Annotated in this window: 18 protein-coding genes; all 18 read right to left on the bottom strand. The window is 74.8% G+C overall.

What is annotated here, in order from left to right:
• Window positions 1-49: 49 nt before the first annotated feature.
• The gene (gene lgt, locus ACMT9T_RS01135; RefSeq protein WP_414743867.1) at window positions 50-1,084 is read right to left on the bottom strand and encodes a prolipoprotein diacylglyceryl transferase; all 1,035 of its coding nucleotides are present in this window, start codon (window positions 1,082-1,084) and stop codon (window positions 50-52) included.
• A 71-nt stretch (window positions 1,085-1,155) separates the two neighbouring features.
• Entirely contained in the window at window positions 1,156-1,974 is an 819-nt protein-coding gene (gene trpA, locus ACMT9T_RS01130; protein WP_414743866.1) for a tryptophan synthase subunit alpha, read from the bottom strand.
• A complete protein-coding gene (gene trpB, locus ACMT9T_RS01125; protein WP_414743865.1) occupies window positions 1,971-3,185 on the bottom strand; it encodes a tryptophan synthase subunit beta in 1,215 nt (404 codons plus the stop codon). The genes trpA and trpB overlap by 4 nt, the downstream gene beginning before the upstream one ends.
• Window positions 3,182-3,958, bottom strand: a complete 777-nt coding sequence (gene trpC / locus ACMT9T_RS01120; protein WP_414743864.1) for an indole-3-glycerol phosphate synthase TrpC — start codon at window positions 3,956-3,958, stop codon at window positions 3,182-3,184. Before trpC ends, trpB begins: the two co-directional genes overlap by 4 nt.
• Entirely contained in the window at window positions 3,958-4,194 is a 237-nt protein-coding gene (locus ACMT9T_RS01115) for a DUF6704 family protein (RefSeq protein WP_116055567.1), read from the bottom strand. Before ACMT9T_RS01115 ends, trpC begins: the two co-directional genes overlap by 1 nt.
• A 41-nt stretch (window positions 4,195-4,235) precedes the next feature.
• Window positions 4,236-4,949, bottom strand: a complete 714-nt coding sequence (locus ACMT9T_RS01110; RefSeq protein ID WP_414743863.1) for a Trp biosynthesis-associated membrane protein — start codon at window positions 4,947-4,949, stop codon at window positions 4,236-4,238.
• A complete protein-coding gene (locus ACMT9T_RS01105) occupies window positions 4,949-6,499 on the bottom strand; it encodes an anthranilate synthase component I (protein WP_414743862.1) in 1,551 nt (516 codons plus the stop codon). The genes ACMT9T_RS01110 and ACMT9T_RS01105 overlap by 1 nt, the downstream gene beginning before the upstream one ends.
• Window positions 6,496-6,921 (bottom strand): phosphoribosyl-AMP cyclohydrolase, encoded by a 426-nt coding sequence (gene hisI / locus ACMT9T_RS01100; RefSeq protein WP_414743861.1) that lies wholly within the window; start codon window positions 6,919-6,921, stop codon window positions 6,496-6,498. Before hisI ends, ACMT9T_RS01105 begins: the two co-directional genes overlap by 4 nt.
• The gene (gene hisF, locus ACMT9T_RS01095) at window positions 6,918-7,709 is read right to left on the bottom strand and encodes an imidazole glycerol phosphate synthase subunit HisF (RefSeq protein ID WP_414743860.1); all 792 of its coding nucleotides are present in this window, start codon (window positions 7,707-7,709) and stop codon (window positions 6,918-6,920) included. The genes hisI and hisF overlap by 4 nt, the downstream gene beginning before the upstream one ends.
• A gap of 2 nt (window positions 7,710-7,711) precedes the next feature.
• Window positions 7,712-8,551, bottom strand: a complete 840-nt coding sequence (gene hisG / locus ACMT9T_RS01090) for an ATP phosphoribosyltransferase (RefSeq protein ID WP_414743859.1) — start codon at window positions 8,549-8,551, stop codon at window positions 7,712-7,714.
• 45 nt (window positions 8,552-8,596) lie between these two features.
• On the bottom strand, window positions 8,597-8,860 hold the full coding sequence (locus ACMT9T_RS01085; RefSeq protein WP_012038459.1) for a phosphoribosyl-ATP diphosphatase: 264 nt from the start codon (window positions 8,858-8,860) through the stop codon (window positions 8,597-8,599).
• A 103-nt stretch (window positions 8,861-8,963) separates the two neighbouring features.
• Window positions 8,964-9,332 (bottom strand): FKBP-type peptidyl-prolyl cis-trans isomerase, encoded by a 369-nt coding sequence (locus ACMT9T_RS01080; RefSeq protein WP_012038460.1) that lies wholly within the window; start codon window positions 9,330-9,332, stop codon window positions 8,964-8,966.
• A 31-nt stretch (window positions 9,333-9,363) separates the two neighbouring features.
• The gene (gene rpe / locus ACMT9T_RS01075; RefSeq protein ID WP_414743858.1) at window positions 9,364-10,032 is read right to left on the bottom strand and encodes a ribulose-phosphate 3-epimerase; all 669 of its coding nucleotides are present in this window, start codon (window positions 10,030-10,032) and stop codon (window positions 9,364-9,366) included.
• A gap of 10 nt (window positions 10,033-10,042) precedes the next feature.
• Entirely contained in the window at window positions 10,043-11,500 is a 1,458-nt protein-coding gene (locus ACMT9T_RS01070) for an RsmB/NOP family class I SAM-dependent RNA methyltransferase (RefSeq protein WP_414743857.1), read from the bottom strand.
• Window positions 11,497-12,414, bottom strand: coding sequence for a methionyl-tRNA formyltransferase (gene fmt / locus ACMT9T_RS01065; protein WP_414743856.1), 918 nt, complete (start codon window positions 12,412-12,414; stop codon window positions 11,497-11,499). Before fmt ends, ACMT9T_RS01070 begins: the two co-directional genes overlap by 4 nt.
• 115 nt (window positions 12,415-12,529) lie before the next feature.
• Window positions 12,530-14,614 (bottom strand): primosomal protein N', encoded by a 2,085-nt coding sequence (locus ACMT9T_RS01060; RefSeq protein WP_414743855.1) that lies wholly within the window; start codon window positions 14,612-14,614, stop codon window positions 12,530-12,532.
• A gap of 42 nt (window positions 14,615-14,656) precedes the next feature.
• Entirely contained in the window at window positions 14,657-15,868 is a 1,212-nt protein-coding gene (gene metK / locus ACMT9T_RS01055) for a methionine adenosyltransferase (protein ID WP_414743854.1), read from the bottom strand.
• A gap of 39 nt (window positions 15,869-15,907) precedes the next feature.
• The gene (gene coaBC, locus ACMT9T_RS01050) at window positions 15,908-17,125 is read right to left on the bottom strand and encodes a bifunctional phosphopantothenoylcysteine decarboxylase/phosphopantothenate--cysteine ligase CoaBC (protein ID WP_414743853.1); all 1,218 of its coding nucleotides are present in this window, start codon (window positions 17,123-17,125) and stop codon (window positions 15,908-15,910) included.
• Between the last annotated feature and the right edge of the window lie 22 nt (window positions 17,126-17,147).

Genomic DNA, 17,147 nt, shown 5'->3' with positions numbered 1-17,147 from the left:
GACCGTCCCGCGGGAGGGACGGTGACCGCGGGTGTGCCCGCGCTGGGGACTAGGCGCCGCGTCCGCTTGTGGCGGGGAGAGCGTGGGAGTCCGACCCGGTGGATGCCCGATCGGCGTCGCCGTCGGTGAAATCCGAATCCGTGTAGACGGAGTCTACCCCGCGCTCGCCGCCGTCCTTCCCCGCGGCCCGCCTGCGCGCCGCAACCTCGTCGGGGGTGCGCCCCGGGAGGTACGGGCCGGGCTCGCTGCCCACGTGGCGGCGGGTCTGGACGATGAAGAGGACGAGGCCGATGGCGACCGCGAGGAACGCGGCCCAGACGTTGGTGCGGATGCCGAGGATGATCTCGCTCGGGTCGATGCGGATGGACTCGAAGACCATGCGGCCGAGGCCGTACCACATGAGGTACACGGCGAGGCCGCGGCCCCACTGCAGGCGCACCGCGCGGCCGAGCAGGATGATGAGCAGGGCACCGGCGACGTTCCACACGATCTCGTAGAGGAACGTGGGGTGGAAGAGCGTGCCCGCCGGGAGCCCGGCCGGGAAGGCCGCGTTGGTCGGGTCGACCTCGAGGCCCCACGGGAGCGTGGTGGGCGTGCCGAAGAGCTCCTGGTTGAAGTAGTTGCCCATGCGGCCGGCCGCCTGCGCGAGGAGGAGGCCGGGGGCGAGCGCGTCGGCGAAGGTCCAGAAGCGGACGCCCGTCCACTTGGAGCCGAGCCAGACGCCCACGGCGCCGCCGATGAGCGCACCGAAGATGGCGATGCCGCCCTCCCAGACGTAGAGCACGCGCAGGAGGTCGGCGCCCTCGTAGAAGTAGTCTCCGGGGTGCGTGAGCACATGGAAGGCGCGGGCGCCCACGATGCCGAGCACGAGCGCGCACAGCGTGAAGTCGATGGTCACCCATCGCTCCGCGCCCCGCTTCGTGAGCCGGTGGTTCGTGAGGAACGCGGCGATCACGATGCCGATGAGGATGCACACCGCGTAGGCGTGGATGACGAAGGTGAGCGGGAGGTCGATGCCGAAGCCCTGGAGCCACGCCGTGACGTCGAACCGGGTGTCGGACGGATCCGGGCTGGGGATGCTCATCGGGGCGAACAACGGATGGCGCTCACTTTCGCAGGGGGATCGGCGGGCGCGGCGGGACCGCGGGCCGGGGGCTACTGTAGCGCGGTTCCCCGCGCGAGACCGGCCGCGGCGCGGGCGACGCCGGGCACGCCCTCGTCCGCCAGGGCGGCCACGAGGGCGGAGCCGACGATGGCGCCGTCGGCGTAGCCGAGCACCTCGCGCACCTGGTCGCCCGTGGAGATGCCGATGCCCACGCACGCGCTCGTGGAGCCGGCGTCGCGCAGGCGCGAGACGAGGCCGCGGGCGGCCTGGTCGACGTCCTGCCGCGCGCCCGTGATCCCCATCGTGGAGACCGCGTACACGAAGCCGCGGCTGCGCTCGACGGCCTGGTGCAGGCGCGCCTCGCTCGACGACGGCGCCGCGAGGAACACGCGGTCGAGGCCGGTGCGCTCGGAGGCGGCGAGCCAGTCGGCGCCCTCGTCCGGGATGAGGTCGGGGGTGATGAGCCCGGCGCCGCCCGCGGCGACGATGTCGTCCGCGAAGCGCTCGACGCCGTACTGCACGACGGGGTTCCAGTAGGTCATGAGGAGGACGGGGGCGTCGACGCGCTGCGTGATGGCGTGCAGGGCGTCGAACCCGTCGCGGAGCCGGAAGCCCTGCGCGAGCGCCGTCTGCGTGGCGCGCTGGATGACGGGGCCGTCCATCACGGGGTCGCTGTACGGCAGGCCGAGCTCGATGACGTCGACGCCGTTCTCGACGAGCGCGACGGCGGCCTCGATGCTCGTGGCGATGTCCGGGAAGCCGACGGGCAGGTAGCCGACGAGCGCGCCGGATCCCTGCTCGCGGCGCAGCGCGATGGTGCGCTCGACGGGGCTGCCCGCGGACGGGGCGGCGTGCGCGGCCGCGGTCACGACTGCTCCGCCCCGGCGTCGATGAGGTCGAAGTAGGCGCCGGCGGTCTCCATGTCCTTGTCGCCGCGGCCGCTGAGGTTGATCAGGATGATCGACTCCGGGCCGAGCTCCTTGCCGAGCTCGAGCGCGCCCGCGAGGGCGTGCGCGGACTCGATGGCGGGGATGATGCCCTCGGTGCGGCTGAGCAGGCGCAGTGCGCTCATGGCCTGGTCGTCCGTGACCGGACGGTACGTCGCGCGGCCGAGGTCCGACAGCCAGGAGTGCTCGGGGCCGACGCCCGGGTAGTCGAGGCCCGCGGAGATGGAGTGCGAGTCGATGGTCTGGCCGTCCTCGTCCTGGAGGAGGTAGCTGCGGGCGCCGTGCAGCATGCCCGGGCGGCCCTTGGTGATGGTGGCCGCCGTGCGCGGGGTCTCCGCGCCGTCCCCGCCGGCCTCGAAGCCGTAGAGCGCCACGTCGGCGTCGTCGAGGAAGGCGTGGAAGATGCCGATGGCGTTGGATCCGCCGCCGACGCACGCGGCGACCGCGTCGGGCAGCCGGCCGGTGAGCGCGAGGACCTGCTCGCGCGCCTCCTCGCCGATGACCTTCTGCAGGTCGCGGACCATGGCCGGGAACGGATGCGGACCCGCCACCGTGCCGAAGACGTAGTTCGTGGTCTCGACGTTCGTGACCCAGTCGCGCATGGCGTCGTTGATGGCGTCCTTGAGCGTGCGGGAGCCCGAGCGGACGGGGACGACCTCGGCGCCGAGCAGGCGCATCCGGGCGACGTTGAGGGCCTGGCGCTCGGTGTCGACCTCGCCCATGTAGATGACGCAGTCGAGCCCGAAGAGCGCGGCCGCCGTGGCGGTGGCGACGCCGTGCTGGCCCGCGCCCGTCTCGGCGATGATGCGCTTCTTGCCGATCTTCTTCGTGAGCAGGGCCTGACCCAGCACGTTGTTGATCTTGTGCGAGCCGGTGTGGTTGAGGTCCTCGCGCTTGAGGATGATGCGCGCGCCGCCGGCGTGCTCGGCGAACCGCGGCACCTCGGTGATGAGCGACGGCCGCCCGGTGTACGTGCGGTGCAGCTCCTGCAGCTCCTGGATGAAGGCCGGGTCGACCTTCAGCTCCTCCCACGCCTCCGACAGCTCGTCGAGCGCCGCGACGAGCGACTCGGGGACGTAGCGCCCTCCGAAGTCGCCGAAGTACGGGCCGGTCGCGCTGCGGAGGTCGGTCATGGGCGTGTCTCCAGGAACTCGGTCAGGGTGCGGACGGGGTCGCCGGTGACGAGGGCCTCGCCCACGAGGACGACGTCCGCGCCGGAGCGGCGGTAGTGGGCCACGTCGTCGGCGGTCTTGACCGCGGACTCGGCGATGCGGACGACGCCCGCGGGGATGGAGTCGGCCAGGCGGCCGAAGAGGTCGCGGTCGAGCTCGAAGGTGGTGAGGTTGCGGGCGTTGACGCCGACGACCTGCGCGCCGAGGTCGAGCGCGCGGGACACCTCCTCGGCGGAGTGCGTCTCCACGAGCGCGGTCATGCCGAGCTCGCCCACGAGCGCGTGCAGCTCCACGAGGGTCTTCTGGTCGAGCGCCGCGACGATGAGGAGGACGAGGTCGGCGCCGGACGCGCGCGCCTCGAGCACCTGGTACGGCTCGCCGATGAAGTCCTTGCGGAGCACGGGGATGGACACCGTGTCGCGGACCTGCTCGAGGTCCTGCAGCGAACCGCGGAACTTGCGGCCCTCGGTGAGGACGCTGATGGCGCTCGCCCCGCCGGTCTCGTAGCGGGAGGCGAGGAGCGCGGGATCCGGGATCTCGGCCAGCGCGCCGCGCGAGGGGCTGGAGCGCTTGACCTCGGCGATGATCTTGACGCGGTCGGAGGGCGCGAGGGCGCTCAGGGCGTCGAGGGCCGCAGGACGCGCGAGCGCGTCGGCCTCGACCTGGGCGAGGGGACGCAGCTCACGGCGTGCGGCCGCGTCCTCGAGGGCACCGGCGAGCAGGTCGCCCAGCACTAGGAGTGCGCCTTCGTGGGAGCGGTGCGGTGCCCGCCGACGCCGAAGCCGAGCTTCTTCATGACGCCGCCGGTGATCCAGCCGAGGATCGCGAGGACCGCGGAGGCCCACACGACGGGCTCGATGGCGAACCAGAAGGCGATGGTGCCGACGGCGAACGCGACGAGCATGATGACGACAGCCGTCCAGGCCGCCGGCGAGTTGCCGTGGCCGGGTTCTGCGGACTCTGTGGACATGCGTGCTCCTCGTGGGTCGTACGGACGGGAATGGGTCGAGTCTACCCGGCGGCGTCGGGGCGGCCGTCGGCTTGGGGAGGGCCGGCGGGGGCGTCCGGGCGGGCCCCGGACCCGTCGGCGGGAGCGGGGTCGATCCCGCCGTCGTCGGCGTCGCCGGCCTCCCGGCGCGTCGGATCCGCGCCGCCGCTGAGGCTGTCCCAGGCGGCGACCGGGTCCTCGCGGGGGACGATGCGCGCGGCGGAGGCGGCCTCCGGCGCGTCGTAGCGGGAGCGGCCCGTGGGCCAGCGCGGGCCGGTGATCGCGACGAGCACGCCCGTGAGCGCGGACGCGATGCCCGCGACGAGCGTGACCGGCCCCCAGGGAGTGGTCGTCCAGCCGACGACGAGGTCGGCGACGGGCGCGGATCCGGCGACGCCCGTCACGGTCGTGACCGCGCCCTCGCCCGCCTGGACGGGGCTGACGACGGCGGTCAGCGCCGTGAGCGCGACCGTGAGGCCGATGAGCGCCTGCAGCACCCCGAGCACGACGCGGAGCGCGCGGCCCGCGATGGCGAGCGCGCCGGCGAGGGCGAGGCTGGACAGCGCGAGCGCGCTGAGCGCGGGCGCGGCGACGTCGCCGGCGACCGGGACGAGCGCGGGGGCCTGGCCGCCGACCCGGAGCGTGGACCACTCCTGCGACCAGCCGAGGAAGGTGGCCGCGCTCGTGGCGAGGACGAGCAGGAGGGCGAGGGACTTCGTGCGGCGGGTGACCCGCATCAGCGCACGCGCCGCATGGCCTCGGCGACCGCGACCGCGCGCAGCGGCGCCGCCGCCTTGTTCTGCGACTCGAGGTACTCGGCGTCGGGGTCGGAGTCGGCGACCATGCCGCCGCCGGCCTGCACGTGGGCGACGCCGTCGACGATGGTGGCCGTGCGGATCGCGATGGCCAGGTCGGCGTCGCCCGCGAAGTCGAAGTAGCCGACCACTCCCCCGTAGACGCCGCGCTGGGCGGGCTCGAGCTCGTCGATGATCTGCAGCGCGCGCGGCTTGGGCGCGCCCGAGAGCGTGCCCGCCGGGAACGTGGCGCGGAAGACGTCGATGCTCGAGACGCCGGGCCGGAGCGTGCCCTCGACCGAGCTCACCAGGTGCATGATGTGGCTGAACCGCTCGACCCGCATGAACTCGGTGACCTCGACGGATCCCGGGGCGCACGCCTTCAGCATGTCGTTGCGCGCGAGGTCCACCAGCATGAGGTGCTCGGCGCGCTCCTTCGGGTCGGCGAGGAGCGACTCCTCGTGCGCGAGGTCCTCCTCGGTGGTGCGGCCGCGCGGCCGGGACCCGGCGATGGGGTGCATGTAGACGTGGTCGTCGGTGACCGTGACGAGCGCCTCGGGCGACGATCCGACGATCGAGTACGGCTTCCCGTCCGCGTCCTCGAGGGTGAGCAGGTACATGTACGGGCTCGGGTTGAGCACGCGGAGGATCCGGTACACGTCGATCGGGTCGGCGGTCGTCGGCTGGTCGAAGCGCTGCGAGACGACCACCTGGAAGACGTCGCCCTCGTGGATGTGGTGCTTGCTGCGCGCGATGGCCTCGTGGAAGTCGGCGGGCCGGGTCCGGAGCGTCGGCGACGGCTGGGCCTGCAGGTCGACCTCGGCGAGGAAGGTCTCGGAGGGGCGCGCGAGGTCGGCCTGCATGCGGTCGAGGCGCGCCTGCGCGTCGGCCCACATGGCGTCCTCGTCGTCGACGCCGTCGTTGAGCGCGGTCGCGACGAGCGTGACCGTGCCGCGCCGGTGGTCCAGCACCGCGAGCTCGGAGACGAAGCTGAGGGCCTGGCCGGGCACGGGGACCTCGGCCGGCGGACGGTCGGGCAGACGCTCGATCTGGCGCACGGCCTCCCAGCCGATGAAGCCGACGAGGCCGCCCGTGAGCGGCGGGAGGCCGGGGATCCGGGGGGTCTCCCAGCGCGCGTAGAGCGCGGCGAGGGCGGCGAGCGGGCCGTCGGGCGCGTCGTCGCCGAGGGCGCGCGCCGCGTCGATGCCGTAGTCGAGCCAGCGGGCCTCGTCGCCGTGCTGCGTGAGCACGCCGAAGGACGAGACGCCGACGAAGGAGAAGCGGGTCCAGATGCCGCCCTGGCCGGCGGACTCGAGCAGGAAGCTGCCCGGACGACCCGCGGTGAGCTTGCGGTGCACGCCGACCGGCGTCTCGCCGTCCGCGAAGACCTCGCGGAGGACGGGGATCACCCGGTGGTCGGCGGCGAGGGAGCGGAAGCCGTCGCGCGTGGTCGTGCCGGGGGCTGGCGCGGCGGGGCGCGGGGACTCGGTCATGGGGTGGGCCCTTCGTCGGCGGCGGGACGCGCGCCCGTGACGGGGTGCAGGTGGTCGGCGTCGAAGCACGTGCGCGTACCGGTGTGGCAGGCCACTCCTACCTGGTCGACCTGGACGAGGACCGTGTCGCCGTCGCAGTCGAGCGCGGCGTCGCGCACGAACTGGGCGTGGCCGGAGGTGTCGCCCTTCCGCCAGTACTCGCTCCGGGAGCGGGACCAGAAGGTGACGCGGCCCGTGGTGAGCGTGCGGCGCAGGGCCTCGCGGTCCATGTAGCCGAGCATGAGGACCTCGCGCGTGTCGTGCTGCTGGATCACGGCGGGGAGCAGGCCGTCGTCGGCGAAGGCCGCGCGCGCGAGGATGCCCTCGACGTCGGGCGCCGTGGTCTCGGAGGTCTCGGGAGACGCGGGGAAGCCGTCGGTCATCGCCGCACCACCTGACCGGCGTCCGCGAGGGCGCCCTTGACGTCGCCGATGGTGAACCGGCGGGAGTGGAAGACGCTCGCGGCGAGCACGGCGTCGGCGCCGGCCTCGATCGCGGGCGCGAAGTGGTCGAGCTCGCCCGCGCCGCCCGAGGCGATGACGGGCACGCGGCTCGCGGCGCGCATGGCGGCCACGAGCTCGAGGTCGAAGCCGTCGCGCGTGCCGTCGGCGTCGATGGAGTTGACGAGCAGCTCGCCCGCGCCGCGCTCCACGGCCTCGCGGGCCCAGGCGACCGCGTCGATCGTCGTGCGCGTGCGGCCGCCGTGCGTGGTGACGACGAAGCCGGACTCCGTGTCGCCGCGCGTCACGTCGAGCGAGAGCACGCACACCTGCGCGCCGAACCGGTCGGCGATCTCGCCCACGAGGTCGGGCCGCGCGATGGCCGCGCTGTTGACGCCGATCTTGTCGGCGCCGCTCGCGAGCAGGCGCGCCACGTCGTCGGCGCTGCGCACTCCCCCGCCGACGGTGAGCGGGATGAAGACCTGCTCGGCGGTCGCGCTCACGACGTCGTACATGGTCGAGCGGTCCTCGACCGTCGCCGTGACGTCGAGGAAGGTCAGCTCGTCGGCGCCCTGCTCGTAGTAGAGGCGCGCGAGCTCGACGGGATCGCCCGCGTCCTGCAGGTCGAGGAAGTTGACGCCCTTGACGACGCGGCCCGCGGCCACGTCGAGGCACGGGATGACGCGCACGGCGAGGTGCGCCGCGGGGACGGGGACCACGTTCGCGGCCACGGTCAGATCCGGGCGGCGTGGATGGGGCTGACGAGGATCGCGCGCGCGCCGACCTCGTGCAGGCGGTCCATGATCTGGTTCGTGTCGTCGCGCGGCACCATCGAGCGCACGGCGACCCAGGCGGGATCCTGCAGCGGCGAGATGGTGGGCGACTCGATGCCGGGCGTGATCGCGGTGGCGGCGTCGAGCAGGTCGAGCGGCACGTCGTAGTCCATGAGCACGTAGCGGCGGGCGACGAGCACGCCCTCGAGGCGGCGGAGCAGCGTGGCGGCGCCCGCCTTCTCCTCGGCGCCGGAGATGAGGACGGCGGTGGAGCGGAGGATCACGGGGCCGAAGATCTCGAGGCCGGCCTTCCGCAGCGTGGTGCCCGTCTCGACCACGTCGGCGATCGCGTCGGCGACGCCGAGCTGGATGGCGGACTCGACCGCGCCGTCGAGGCGGATGAGCTGCGCCTCGACGCCGTGCTCGCGGAGGAAGCCGCCGACCAGGACGGGGTAGCTCGTGGCGATGCGGACGCCGGCGAGGTCGGCCAGGTCCGAGAAGCGGCCGACGGGACCGGCGAAGCGGAACGTGGATCCCGCGAAGCCGAGCTCCGCGGTCTCCGCCGCCTCGGACGCGGAGTCGATGAGGAGGTCGCGGCCGGTGATGCCGACGTCGAGCGCGCCGGATCCCACGTAGGTCGCGATGTCACGGGGGCGGAGGTAGAAGAACTCGACGTCGTTGCGCGCGTCGAGGACGTAGAGCTCCTTCGGGTCGCGGCGTCCGGCGTACCCGGCCTCCGCGAGCATCTGGGCGGCGGTCTCGGCGAGCGAGCCCTTGTTGGGCACGGCGACACGGAGCATGGGGATCACTTCTTCCGGGGTGGGGTCGACGGGTGACGGGGCGCGTCACAGATGTCGGCCGACGTCCTCCAGGGTGAGGCCGCGCGCGATCATCATGACCTGCACGTGGTACAGCAGCTGCGAGATCTCCTCGGCCGCGCGGTCGTCGGACTCGTGCTCGGCCGCCATCCAGACCTCGGCGGCCTCCTCGACGACCTTCTTGCCGATCGCGTGCACGCCGCCGTCGAGCTCGCGGACGGTGCCGGACCCCTCGGGCCGCTCGGCGGCGATGCGGGTCAGCTCGCCGAACAGGTCATCGAAGGTCTTCACGTGCTCCAGGGTACAGGCGTCCCGAGCACCCCTCGGACGACGACGGGAGGCCGGGAGCGATGCGCTCCCGGCCTCCCGGTGGTGCTGCTGGTGCGATCCGGCGCTAGCCGACGCCCTGCAGGTCGATCACGAAGATCAGGGTGCGGCCGGAGAGGCGGTGGCCGCCGCCCGCGGGGCCGTAGGCGAGCTCCGGCGGGACGACGAGCTGGCGGCGTCCGCCGACCTTCATGCCGGGGATGCCCTGCTGCCAGCCCGCGATGAGGCTGCGGAGGGGGAAGCGCACGGACTGGCCGCGGCTCCACGAGGAGTCGAACTCCTCGCCGGACTCGAAGTCGACGCCGAGGTAGTGCACGTCGACCGTGTCGCCGGGCTGGGCCTCGGGGCCGTCGCCCACGGTGATGTCGGAGATGGTGAGCTCTGCGGGGGCCGGGCCGTCGACGGGCTCGACCTCGGGCTTGGTGGTGTCGGTCATGGATCCAGTCAAGCAGATCCCGCGCAGGGCTTCAGTGCGCGTGCGGGTGCGCCTCGGCCGCGCGGCGCAGCTCGGCGATGGAGGCCTCGGGGTCGCCGCCGCGGAAGACGCCGGATCCGGAGACGAACGTGTCGGCGCCGGCCTCGGCCGCGCGGCCGATGGTCTCGACGTCGATGCCGCCGTCGACCTGCAGCCACACGTCGTGCCCGGTGTCGCGGAGGCGCGAGCGCAGCGCGCGGAGCTTGGGCATGGTCTCGGGCATGAACGACTGGCCGCCGAAGCCGGGCTCGACCGTCATCACGAGCACCTGGTCGAACTCGTGGAGGAGGTCGAGGTAGTCGTCGACGGGGGTGCCGGGCTTCAGCGCGATGCCGGCGCGCGCGCCGATCTCGCGGAGCCGCCGGGCGAGCGCGACGGGCTCCCGCGTGGCCTCCGCGTGGAAGGTGACGCTCGCGGCGCCCGCCTCCGCGTAGCCGGGGGCCCAACGGTCGACGTCGTCGATCATCAGGTGGATGTCGAGCGGGACCGGCGTCACCTCCTGCAGGCGCTGCACCATGGGCAGCCCGAACGTGAGGTTCGGCACGAAGTGGTTGTCCATGATGTCGACGTGCACGAGGTCGGCGGTGACGAGGCGCTGGATCTCGCGCTCGAGGTTCGCGAAGTCGGCGGACAGGATGCTCGGTTCGATGCGGACGGGCATGATCCCGACCCTACCGGCGGGTCAGCAGGGCGATGAACATCGCGTCCGTACCGTGCCGGTGCGGCCAGAGCTGCACGCTGGATCCGCGGGCCCCGGCGTCGGGGTCGGCGGGCAGCTCGAGGTCGCCGTCGGCCACCTCCGCGAGCACGGCGCGCGTGTCGAGCGCGGTCACGTCCGGGTGGCGCTGGAGCGCGGCCTGCACGATGGCGCGGGTCTCGGCGAGGTGCGGCGAGCACGTGACGTAGGCGAGGATCCCGCCGGGCGCGAGCGCGCCGATGGCGGAGTCGATGAGGCCGGCCTGGAGCGCGCCGAGGCCCGCGACGTCGCGCGGGGTCTTCCGCCAGCGCGCCTCGGGGCGGCGGCGGAGGGCGCCGAGGCCGCTGCACGGGGCGTCGAGCAGGATCCGGTCGAAGGCGCCCGGGTGCTCCTCCCCCACGGTCGTGCCGTCGAGCTCCCAGACCTCGGTGTCGCCGGGGACGGCGCGGAGGGCGTCGCGGACGAGCCCGGCGCGGGCGGGCACGACCTCGTTGGCGGTGAGCAGGGCGCCGGAGCGACCGGCCTCCGCGGCGAGGAGCGCGGCCTTGCCGCCGGGGCCCGCGCAGAGGTCGAGCCAGCGCTCGCCGGGGGTGACGGGGCGCGCGCGGCTGAGCGCGAGGGCGGCGAGCTGGGAGCCCTCGTCCTGCACGCGGACGCGGCCCTCGGCGACGCCGGGCGCGTCCATCGGATCGCCGCCCTCGAGGTACGCGCCGACGGGCGAGAACGCGGCCGGCTGCTCGCCGGTCTCCGCGACGGTCGCGAGGCCCGGGAGCGCGACGAGGCTGACGGCGGGCGCGGCGTTGTCGGCGCGGAGCAGGTCCTCGAGCTCGTCGGCGCGGCCCTCGCGGGCGAGCGCCTGGCGGAGCGCGCGGAGCACCCACAGCGGGTGCGAGTGCTCGAGGGCGAGGCGCTCGTCGTCGCTCGCGGCGCTGTCGAGCACGCGCTGGCGCCACTCGGCGGGCTCTGAGCGCGTGACGGTGCGGAGGACGCCGTTGACGAAGCCCGTGGCGGAGCGGGATCCGACCGCGCGGGCCATGTCGACGCCCTCGTTCACGGCCGCGTGCGTGGCGACGCGCATGCTGAGGAGCTGATGGACCGAGAGGCGCAGCACGTCGAGGATGGGCGCGTCGATCGCGGTGACGGGGCGGCCGGCGGCGAGCTCGATCACGCGGTCGTAGTACCCGGACATGCGGAGCGTGCCGTAGGCGAGCTCGGTGGCGAGGGCCGCGTCCTGCGCGGAGAGGGCGGCGCGGCGGATCTTGACCGGCAGCAGCAGGTTCGCGTACGCGTCGGACTCGCGGACCGCGCTCACGACATCGTAGGCGACGCGGCGGGCGGGGCTGACGGTGGCGGGACCGCCGACGTCGGGTCGATCGTCGGGGCGACGGCGGCCGCCCGGTCGGCGGGCGGGGCGTCCTGTGCTCTCGCTCATCGCGCGGTCACGTCCTTCCTCGAGACGCCGCGCCACCAGTCGGCGGCGGGCATCGGGCTCTTGCCGGCGGGCTGCACCTGGATGAGCTCGACGGGGTGGCTGGCGGTGCCGACGGCGACGCGGCCGTCGACGACGGCGATCGCGCCGGGCGCGAGCGGCGCGGCGTCGCGCAGGGCGGCCGCGCGGTGGACCTTGAGGCGCACGTCGTCCACGGACGTGTGCGCGCCGGGCTCGGGCGTGACGCCGCGGATCCGGGCGAGCACCTCCTCCGCCGGCCGCGCCCAGTCGATGCGGCCGTCCTCGATCGTGGTCTTGGGCGCGAGCGTCGGCTCGCCCTCCTGGGAGCGCGCGACGGCGGTGCCCGCGGCGATCGCGTCGACCGTGCGCAGGAGCAGGTCGGCGCCCTGGACCGCGAGGGCGTCGAGGACATGCCCGGCGGTCTCGTGGTCGCCCGTGGGCCGCTCCTCCATGGCGAAGACGGGACCCGTGTCCATGCCGCGCTCGAGCTGGAAGACGCTCGCGCCCGTGACGCGCTCGCCCGCCATGATCGACCGCTGCACGGGCGCGGCGCCGCGCCACCGGGGCAGGAGCGAGAAGTGCAGGTTGATCCAGCCGCGCGCCGGCGTGGACAGCAGCGGCTCGCGCACCAGGCCGCCATACGCGACGATCACGCCGAGGTCGGCCTCGACGGCGGCGATGCGGGCGGTCGCCTCCTCGTCGAGCCGGTTCACGCGGAGCGTCGGGATGCCGAGGCGCTCGGCCTCCGCGGCGACGGGCGACGGCGTGAGCACGCGCTTCCGGCCGAGCGGCGCGTCGGCGCGCGTGACGACGAGGGCGACCTCGTGGCCGGACGCGGCGAGGAGCTGAAGTGAGGGCACGGCCGCCAGGGGCGTGCCGGCGAAGACGAGTCTCATGCGGATCCCTCCCGGGGACGGCGTGCGGGGTGGTCGGGGCGGGCGGAGGAGGCGGGGGCCGGGGCGGCGCCGCCGGTGGAGTGGGCCGTGGCGCGGGCGGCGGGCGCGCCGCGGATCAGAACAGCCCCGTGTCGTCGAACCGTACACGGAGCGGGACGGTGGGCCGGAACCCGGTGCGGCCCGCGACGGGCTTGCGGCGGCTGGAGGCGTTGCGCACGACGGCCGCGCGGAGCTCGCGCGCCGCGTCGGGGCCCGCCGCGTAGTCGAGCCGGACGATGGCGCGCACGCGGCCCTGCTCGGTCGGGACGGGGCCGAGCACGTCGACCCCCTCGATCCCGTCGAGCCGCTCGACGGCGGCGCCGACCGCGTCCGGCAGCCCCTCGACGCTCGCGGCGCGCACCGCGGGCGGGAAGCGCAGAGCACGCCGCTCGAGCAGCTCCTCGTGCGCGTACCGCGGCTGCTGCCAGGTGGCGAGGGCGCGCGCGACCTGGCCGCCGACGCCCACGAGCATCACGGGCGCGCGCGGCGCGGCGAGGGCGGCGGCGTTCGACCACTGGCGCAGCACGTCCTCCCCCACCCGCAGGCTCTCCCGCGCGAGCATCCGCTCGCCGTCGAGGAGCAGGATCGCGCGGTAGCCGCCCGCGGCCACGGGCTCGGCGCCGCGCGTGGCGACGACGAGGCGCGACTCCGCGTCCACCTCCTGCACGTGGCGCTCGCCGTCGGCCAGCACGACCTGCACCCCGGGGAACGCGCGGCCCAGCTCCTCCGCCGTGCGGCCGGCGCCGATGGTCACGAGGCGCAGCTCGTCGGATCCGCAGTTGGCGCAGCGCCAGTCGCCCGCGAGGTGCCCGCACCAGCCGCACGTGGGCGTGCTCGTGGCGGTGGACATGCCGAGCGGGCCCGTGCAGACGGTGCAGCGCGCGGCCTGGCGGCAGGCCCGGCAGGCGACGAGCGGCGCGTAGCCGGGGCGCGCGACCTGGATGAGGACCGGCCCGTGCTCCACCGCGTCCTTGGCCGCGCGCCACGCGCCCGACGGGATCCGGGCCTGCCGGGCGAAGCCCTCGTCGCCCGTCTGCGACGTGGTCGGGATGACGCGCGGCGGCCGGTTGACCGCGGGCGAGACGGTGCCCAGGTAGCCGATCGCGACGAGGCGCTCGACCTCGGTGCTCCGCGAGTGCGCGAGCAGGACGAGCGCCGTCCCCTGCTGGCGGCTGCGGAGGAGCGCCACGTCGCGCGCGTGGGCGTAGGGGCTCAGCGGCTCCGCGTGCAGCGGGTCGCCCTCATCCCACATCGCGACGAGGCCGAGGCGCGGCGCGGGCGCGTAGACGGCCGAGCGGTTGCCGACCACGATGCGGGGCGCGTCGCCGAGCCCGGCGAGGAAGGACCGGTAGCGGTCGGGGCCGGACTGGCGCGCGTCGGTGCGCAGCACGGATCCGGCCGGGGCGTGCGCCGCGAGGGCGGCCTCCAGCTGGTCCTGGTCGCGGTAGTCGGGGACGACGAGGACGCTGCTGCGGCCGGACGCGAGCACGCGCGCGGCGGCCTGCGCGAGCGTGACGGCCCAGCGGCCGGCCCACGCCCCGCCCGGCAGCTCGACGACCTCGGGGATCGCGTCGACGGCGGCGCGACCGGATCCGTCGACCACCGCGTCGAGCGTGCCGGGCGCGTAGCCGTCGACGGGCGGGAGGGCCTCGGGGACGGCGTCGGCGGGCTCGGCGACGCCGGCGGGGTCCTCGGGCGCCTCGACCGGATCCGCGTCGGCGGCCGCCCCCAGCGCCGCGAGGTGCGCCTTCTCCACGCGCACCTGCCGCGGCGGCACGGCCAGCCGGATCACGTCGGACACGGTGCCGGCCTGCCGGTCGGCGACCTCCCGCGCGAGCGTCCAGATCTCCGGCCGCAGCACGGGCAGCGGCGACACGACCTGCTCCACCTCGCTGAGCGCGCCGTCGTAGCCCTGCCCGTCGCCGACCTCGACCACGTAGCCGTCGGCCACGCGTCCCGCGGAGCGCAGCGGCACGCGCACGCGGACGCCGGGGACGCACGTCTCCCGCAGCGCCTCGGGGACCGCGTAGTCGAACAGCCGGTCGAGCTGCGGCAGCGGCGAGTCGACCATGACCCGCACCACGGGCGGGCGCGCGGGCGCGCTCGACGCGTCGGGCGCGGCGGCACCGGTCGCACCGGCCGCCGCATCCGCCGCCGTCATCGCGCTCCCCCGCTCACGCGGCGGGCCGTGCGGCTGGGCGCGTCAGAGCCCCGCGGCGCTCTGCAGGTCGGCGACACGGTCGAGCGCCTCCCAGGTGAAGTCCGGCAGCTCGCGGCCGAAGTGCCCGTAGGCGGCGGTCTGCGCGTAGATGGGGCGGAGCAGGTCGAGCCGCTCGACGATGGCGGCGGGACGCAGGTCGAAGACGTCGCGGATGGCGCGCACGATGCGCTCCTCGGGCACGTGCGCCGTGCCGAACGCCTCGACGTAGAGGCCGACGGGCGCGGCCTTGCCGATGGCGTACGCGACCTGCACCTCGAGCCGGTCGGCGAGGCCCGCGGCGACCGCGTTCTTCGCGACCCAGCGCATGGCGTACGCGGCGCTGCGGTCGACCTTCGACGGGTCCTTGCCGCTGAACGCGCCGCCGCCGTGCCGGCTGAAGCCGCCGTAGGTGTCGACGATGATCTTGCGGCCGGTGAGACCGGCGTCGCCCTTGGGCCCGCCGATCTCGAACTTGCCCGTGGGGTTGATGAGCAGGGTCGCGTCGCGCGAGTCGAGCTCGATGCCGATCTCGGCGGCCTGCGCGAGCACCGGGCGGATGACGTGCTCCTCGACCTCGCGGCGGAGGTCCTCCTGCGACACCTGCGGGCCGTGCTGCGTGGAGAGCACGACGGTGTCGACCGTGCGCGGGACGAGGCCGTCGTAGCCGATCGTGACCTGCGTCTTGCCGTCGGGCCGGAGGTAGGCGAGCTCGCCCGAGTGCCGGACGGCCGCGAGGCGCTCGGCGAGGCGGTGCGCGAGGTACACGGGGAGGGGCATGAAGACGGGGGTGTCGCGCGACGCGTAGCCGAACATGAGGCCCTGGTCGCCGGCGCCCTGGAGGTCGTGCGCGTCGGTGGACGCGGATCCCGAGCGGGACTCGTACGAGCGGTCGACGCCCTGCGCGATGTCGGGCGACTGCGCGCCGATGGACACCGTGACACCGCAGTTGCTGCCGTCGAAGCCGACCTCGGACGAGTCGTAGCCGATGTCCCGGATGCGGTCGCGCACGATCTGCGGGATGTCGACGTACCCGCTCGTGGTGACCTCGCCGGCCACGTGCACCAGGCCCGTGGTGACGAGCGTCTCGACGGCCGCGCGGCTCGTCGGGTCCTGCGCCAGGAGCGCGTCGAGGATGCTGTCCGAGATCTGGTCGCAGATCTTGTCGGGGTGGCCCTCGGTGACGGACTCGGAGGTGAACAGGCGCAGGTCGGTCACAGAGGAGCTCCAGGGGATCGCGTGGTCGCGCGCCGTTCGCTACTGCGGAATCGGCGCGCCCACGACGTCGAGAATTCGATGGGCGACCTGCTCCTTGGAGCCGGAGGCCTCGGCCAGTGTATCTCCGCTCCTCGCGAGCACCGTGATCGTGTTGCCCTCCGTGGCGAACCCCTCGGACCACCCGACCCTGTTGAGGACGAGCAGGTCGCAGCCCTTCCGCGCGAGCTTCTCGCGGCCGATCCGCACCAGCTCGGCCGGGTCCTCCTCGGTCTCGGCGGCGAAGCCCACGACGAGGCGGCGCGTGCCGTCCGCGCGCGGCATGGCGGCGTCGGCGGCGAGGCGCTGCAGGATGTCCGGGTTCCGCACCAGCTCGACGGAGAGCGCGTCGCCCGCCTGCTCCTTCTTGATCTTCCCCGCGGACACGGAGACGGGCCGGTAGTCGGCGACGGCCGCGGCCATGATCACGACGTCGGCCTCCTCGGCCTCGCGCACCATGGCGTCGGAGAGCTCGAGCGCGGTCGAGACGGGCACGACGCGGACGCCCGACGGCGCGGGCACCTCGAGGTGCGCGGCGACGAGCACCACGTCGGCCCCGCGGTCGCGCGCGGCCGTCGCGAGGGCGACGCCCTGCCGGCCGGAGGAGCGGTTGCCGAGGAAGCGCACGGGATCCAGCGGCTCGCGCGTGCCGCCCGCGGAGACGACGATGCGTCGCCCCTCGAGGTCGCGCCCGCCGGGGCGGACGGCGGCGAGGGCCGCGGCGATGACGTCCTCGACCTCGGCCATGCGGCCGGGCCCCGAGTCGGTGCCGGTGAGGCGGCCGGACGTGGGACCGACGAGCGTGACGCCGCGGGAGCGGAGGAGCGCCGCGTTGGCCTGGGTCGCCGGGTGCTGCCACATCTCGGTGTGCATCGCGGGGGCGACGACCAACGGCGCGCGGCTGGCGAGGACCGTGGTGCCGAGCAGGTCGTCCGAGAGCCCCAGGGCCATCGACGCGAGCGTGTGCGCGGTGGCGGGGGCGACGACGATGAGGTCGGCCTTCTGGCCGAGCGCCACGTGGCGGACCTCGGAGACCCCGTCGTAGAGGTCGCTCGTGACCGGGTTGCGGCTCACGGCCTCGAGCGTCGGCTTCCCGACGAAGCGGAGCGCGGCCTCGGTGGGCACGACGTGCACGTCGTGGCCGAGGAGCACGAGGCCCCGGACCACGCCGACGGCCTTGTAGGCCGCGATGCCGCCCGTGATCCCCACGACGACCATCACCGCGCGGCGCTCCGGGGCTCGA

It is taken from the genome of Clavibacter vidaverae (genome assembly GCF_047529985.1).
Classification (GTDB): Bacteria; Actinomycetota; Actinomycetes; order Actinomycetales; family Microbacteriaceae; genus Clavibacter; species Clavibacter nebraskensis_A.
This window is presented reverse-complemented; position numbering and strand designations above follow the sequence as displayed.

Excerpts from the sequence above, each read along its gene's own strand:
- trpB (WP_414743865.1), bottom strand. The coding sequence starts at position 3,185 with ATGACCGACCTCCGCAGCGCGACCGGCCCGTACTTCGGCGACTTCGGA.
- hisG (WP_414743859.1), bottom strand. The coding sequence starts at position 8,551 with ATGCTCCGTGTCGCCGTGCCCAACAAGGGCTCGCTCGCCGAGACCGCC.
- lgt (WP_414743867.1), bottom strand. The coding sequence starts at position 1,084 with ATGAGCATCCCCAGCCCGGATCCGTCCGACACCCGGTTCGACGTCACG.
- hisI (WP_414743861.1), bottom strand. The coding sequence starts at position 6,921 with ATGACCGACGGCTTCCCCGCGTCTCCCGAGACCTCCGAGACCACGGCG.
- ACMT9T_RS01105 (WP_414743862.1), bottom strand. The coding sequence starts at position 6,499 with ATGACCGAGTCCCCGCGCCCCGCCGCGCCAGCCCCCGGCACGACCACG.
- rpe (WP_414743858.1), bottom strand. The coding sequence starts at position 10,032 with ATGCCCGTCCGCATCGAACCGAGCATCCTGTCCGCCGACTTCGCGAAC.
- fmt (WP_414743856.1), bottom strand. The coding sequence starts at position 12,414 with ATGAGACTCGTCTTCGCCGGCACGCCCCTGGCGGCCGTGCCCTCACTT.
- ACMT9T_RS01060 (WP_414743855.1), bottom strand. The coding sequence starts at position 14,614 with ATGACGGCGGCGGATGCGGCGGCCGGTGCGACCGGTGCCGCCGCGCCC.
- ACMT9T_RS01115 (WP_116055567.1), bottom strand. The coding sequence starts at position 4,194 with ATGTCCACAGAGTCCGCAGAACCCGGCCACGGCAACTCGCCGGCGGCC.
- ACMT9T_RS01110 (WP_414743863.1), bottom strand. The coding sequence starts at position 4,949 with ATGCGGGTCACCCGCCGCACGAAGTCCCTCGCCCTCCTGCTCGTCCTC.
- ACMT9T_RS01080 (WP_012038460.1), bottom strand. The coding sequence starts at position 9,332 with ATGACCGACACCACCAAGCCCGAGGTCGAGCCCGTCGACGGCCCGGCC.
- ACMT9T_RS01070 (WP_414743857.1), bottom strand. The coding sequence starts at position 11,500 with ATGAGCGAGAGCACAGGACGCCCCGCCCGCCGACCGGGCGGCCGCCGT.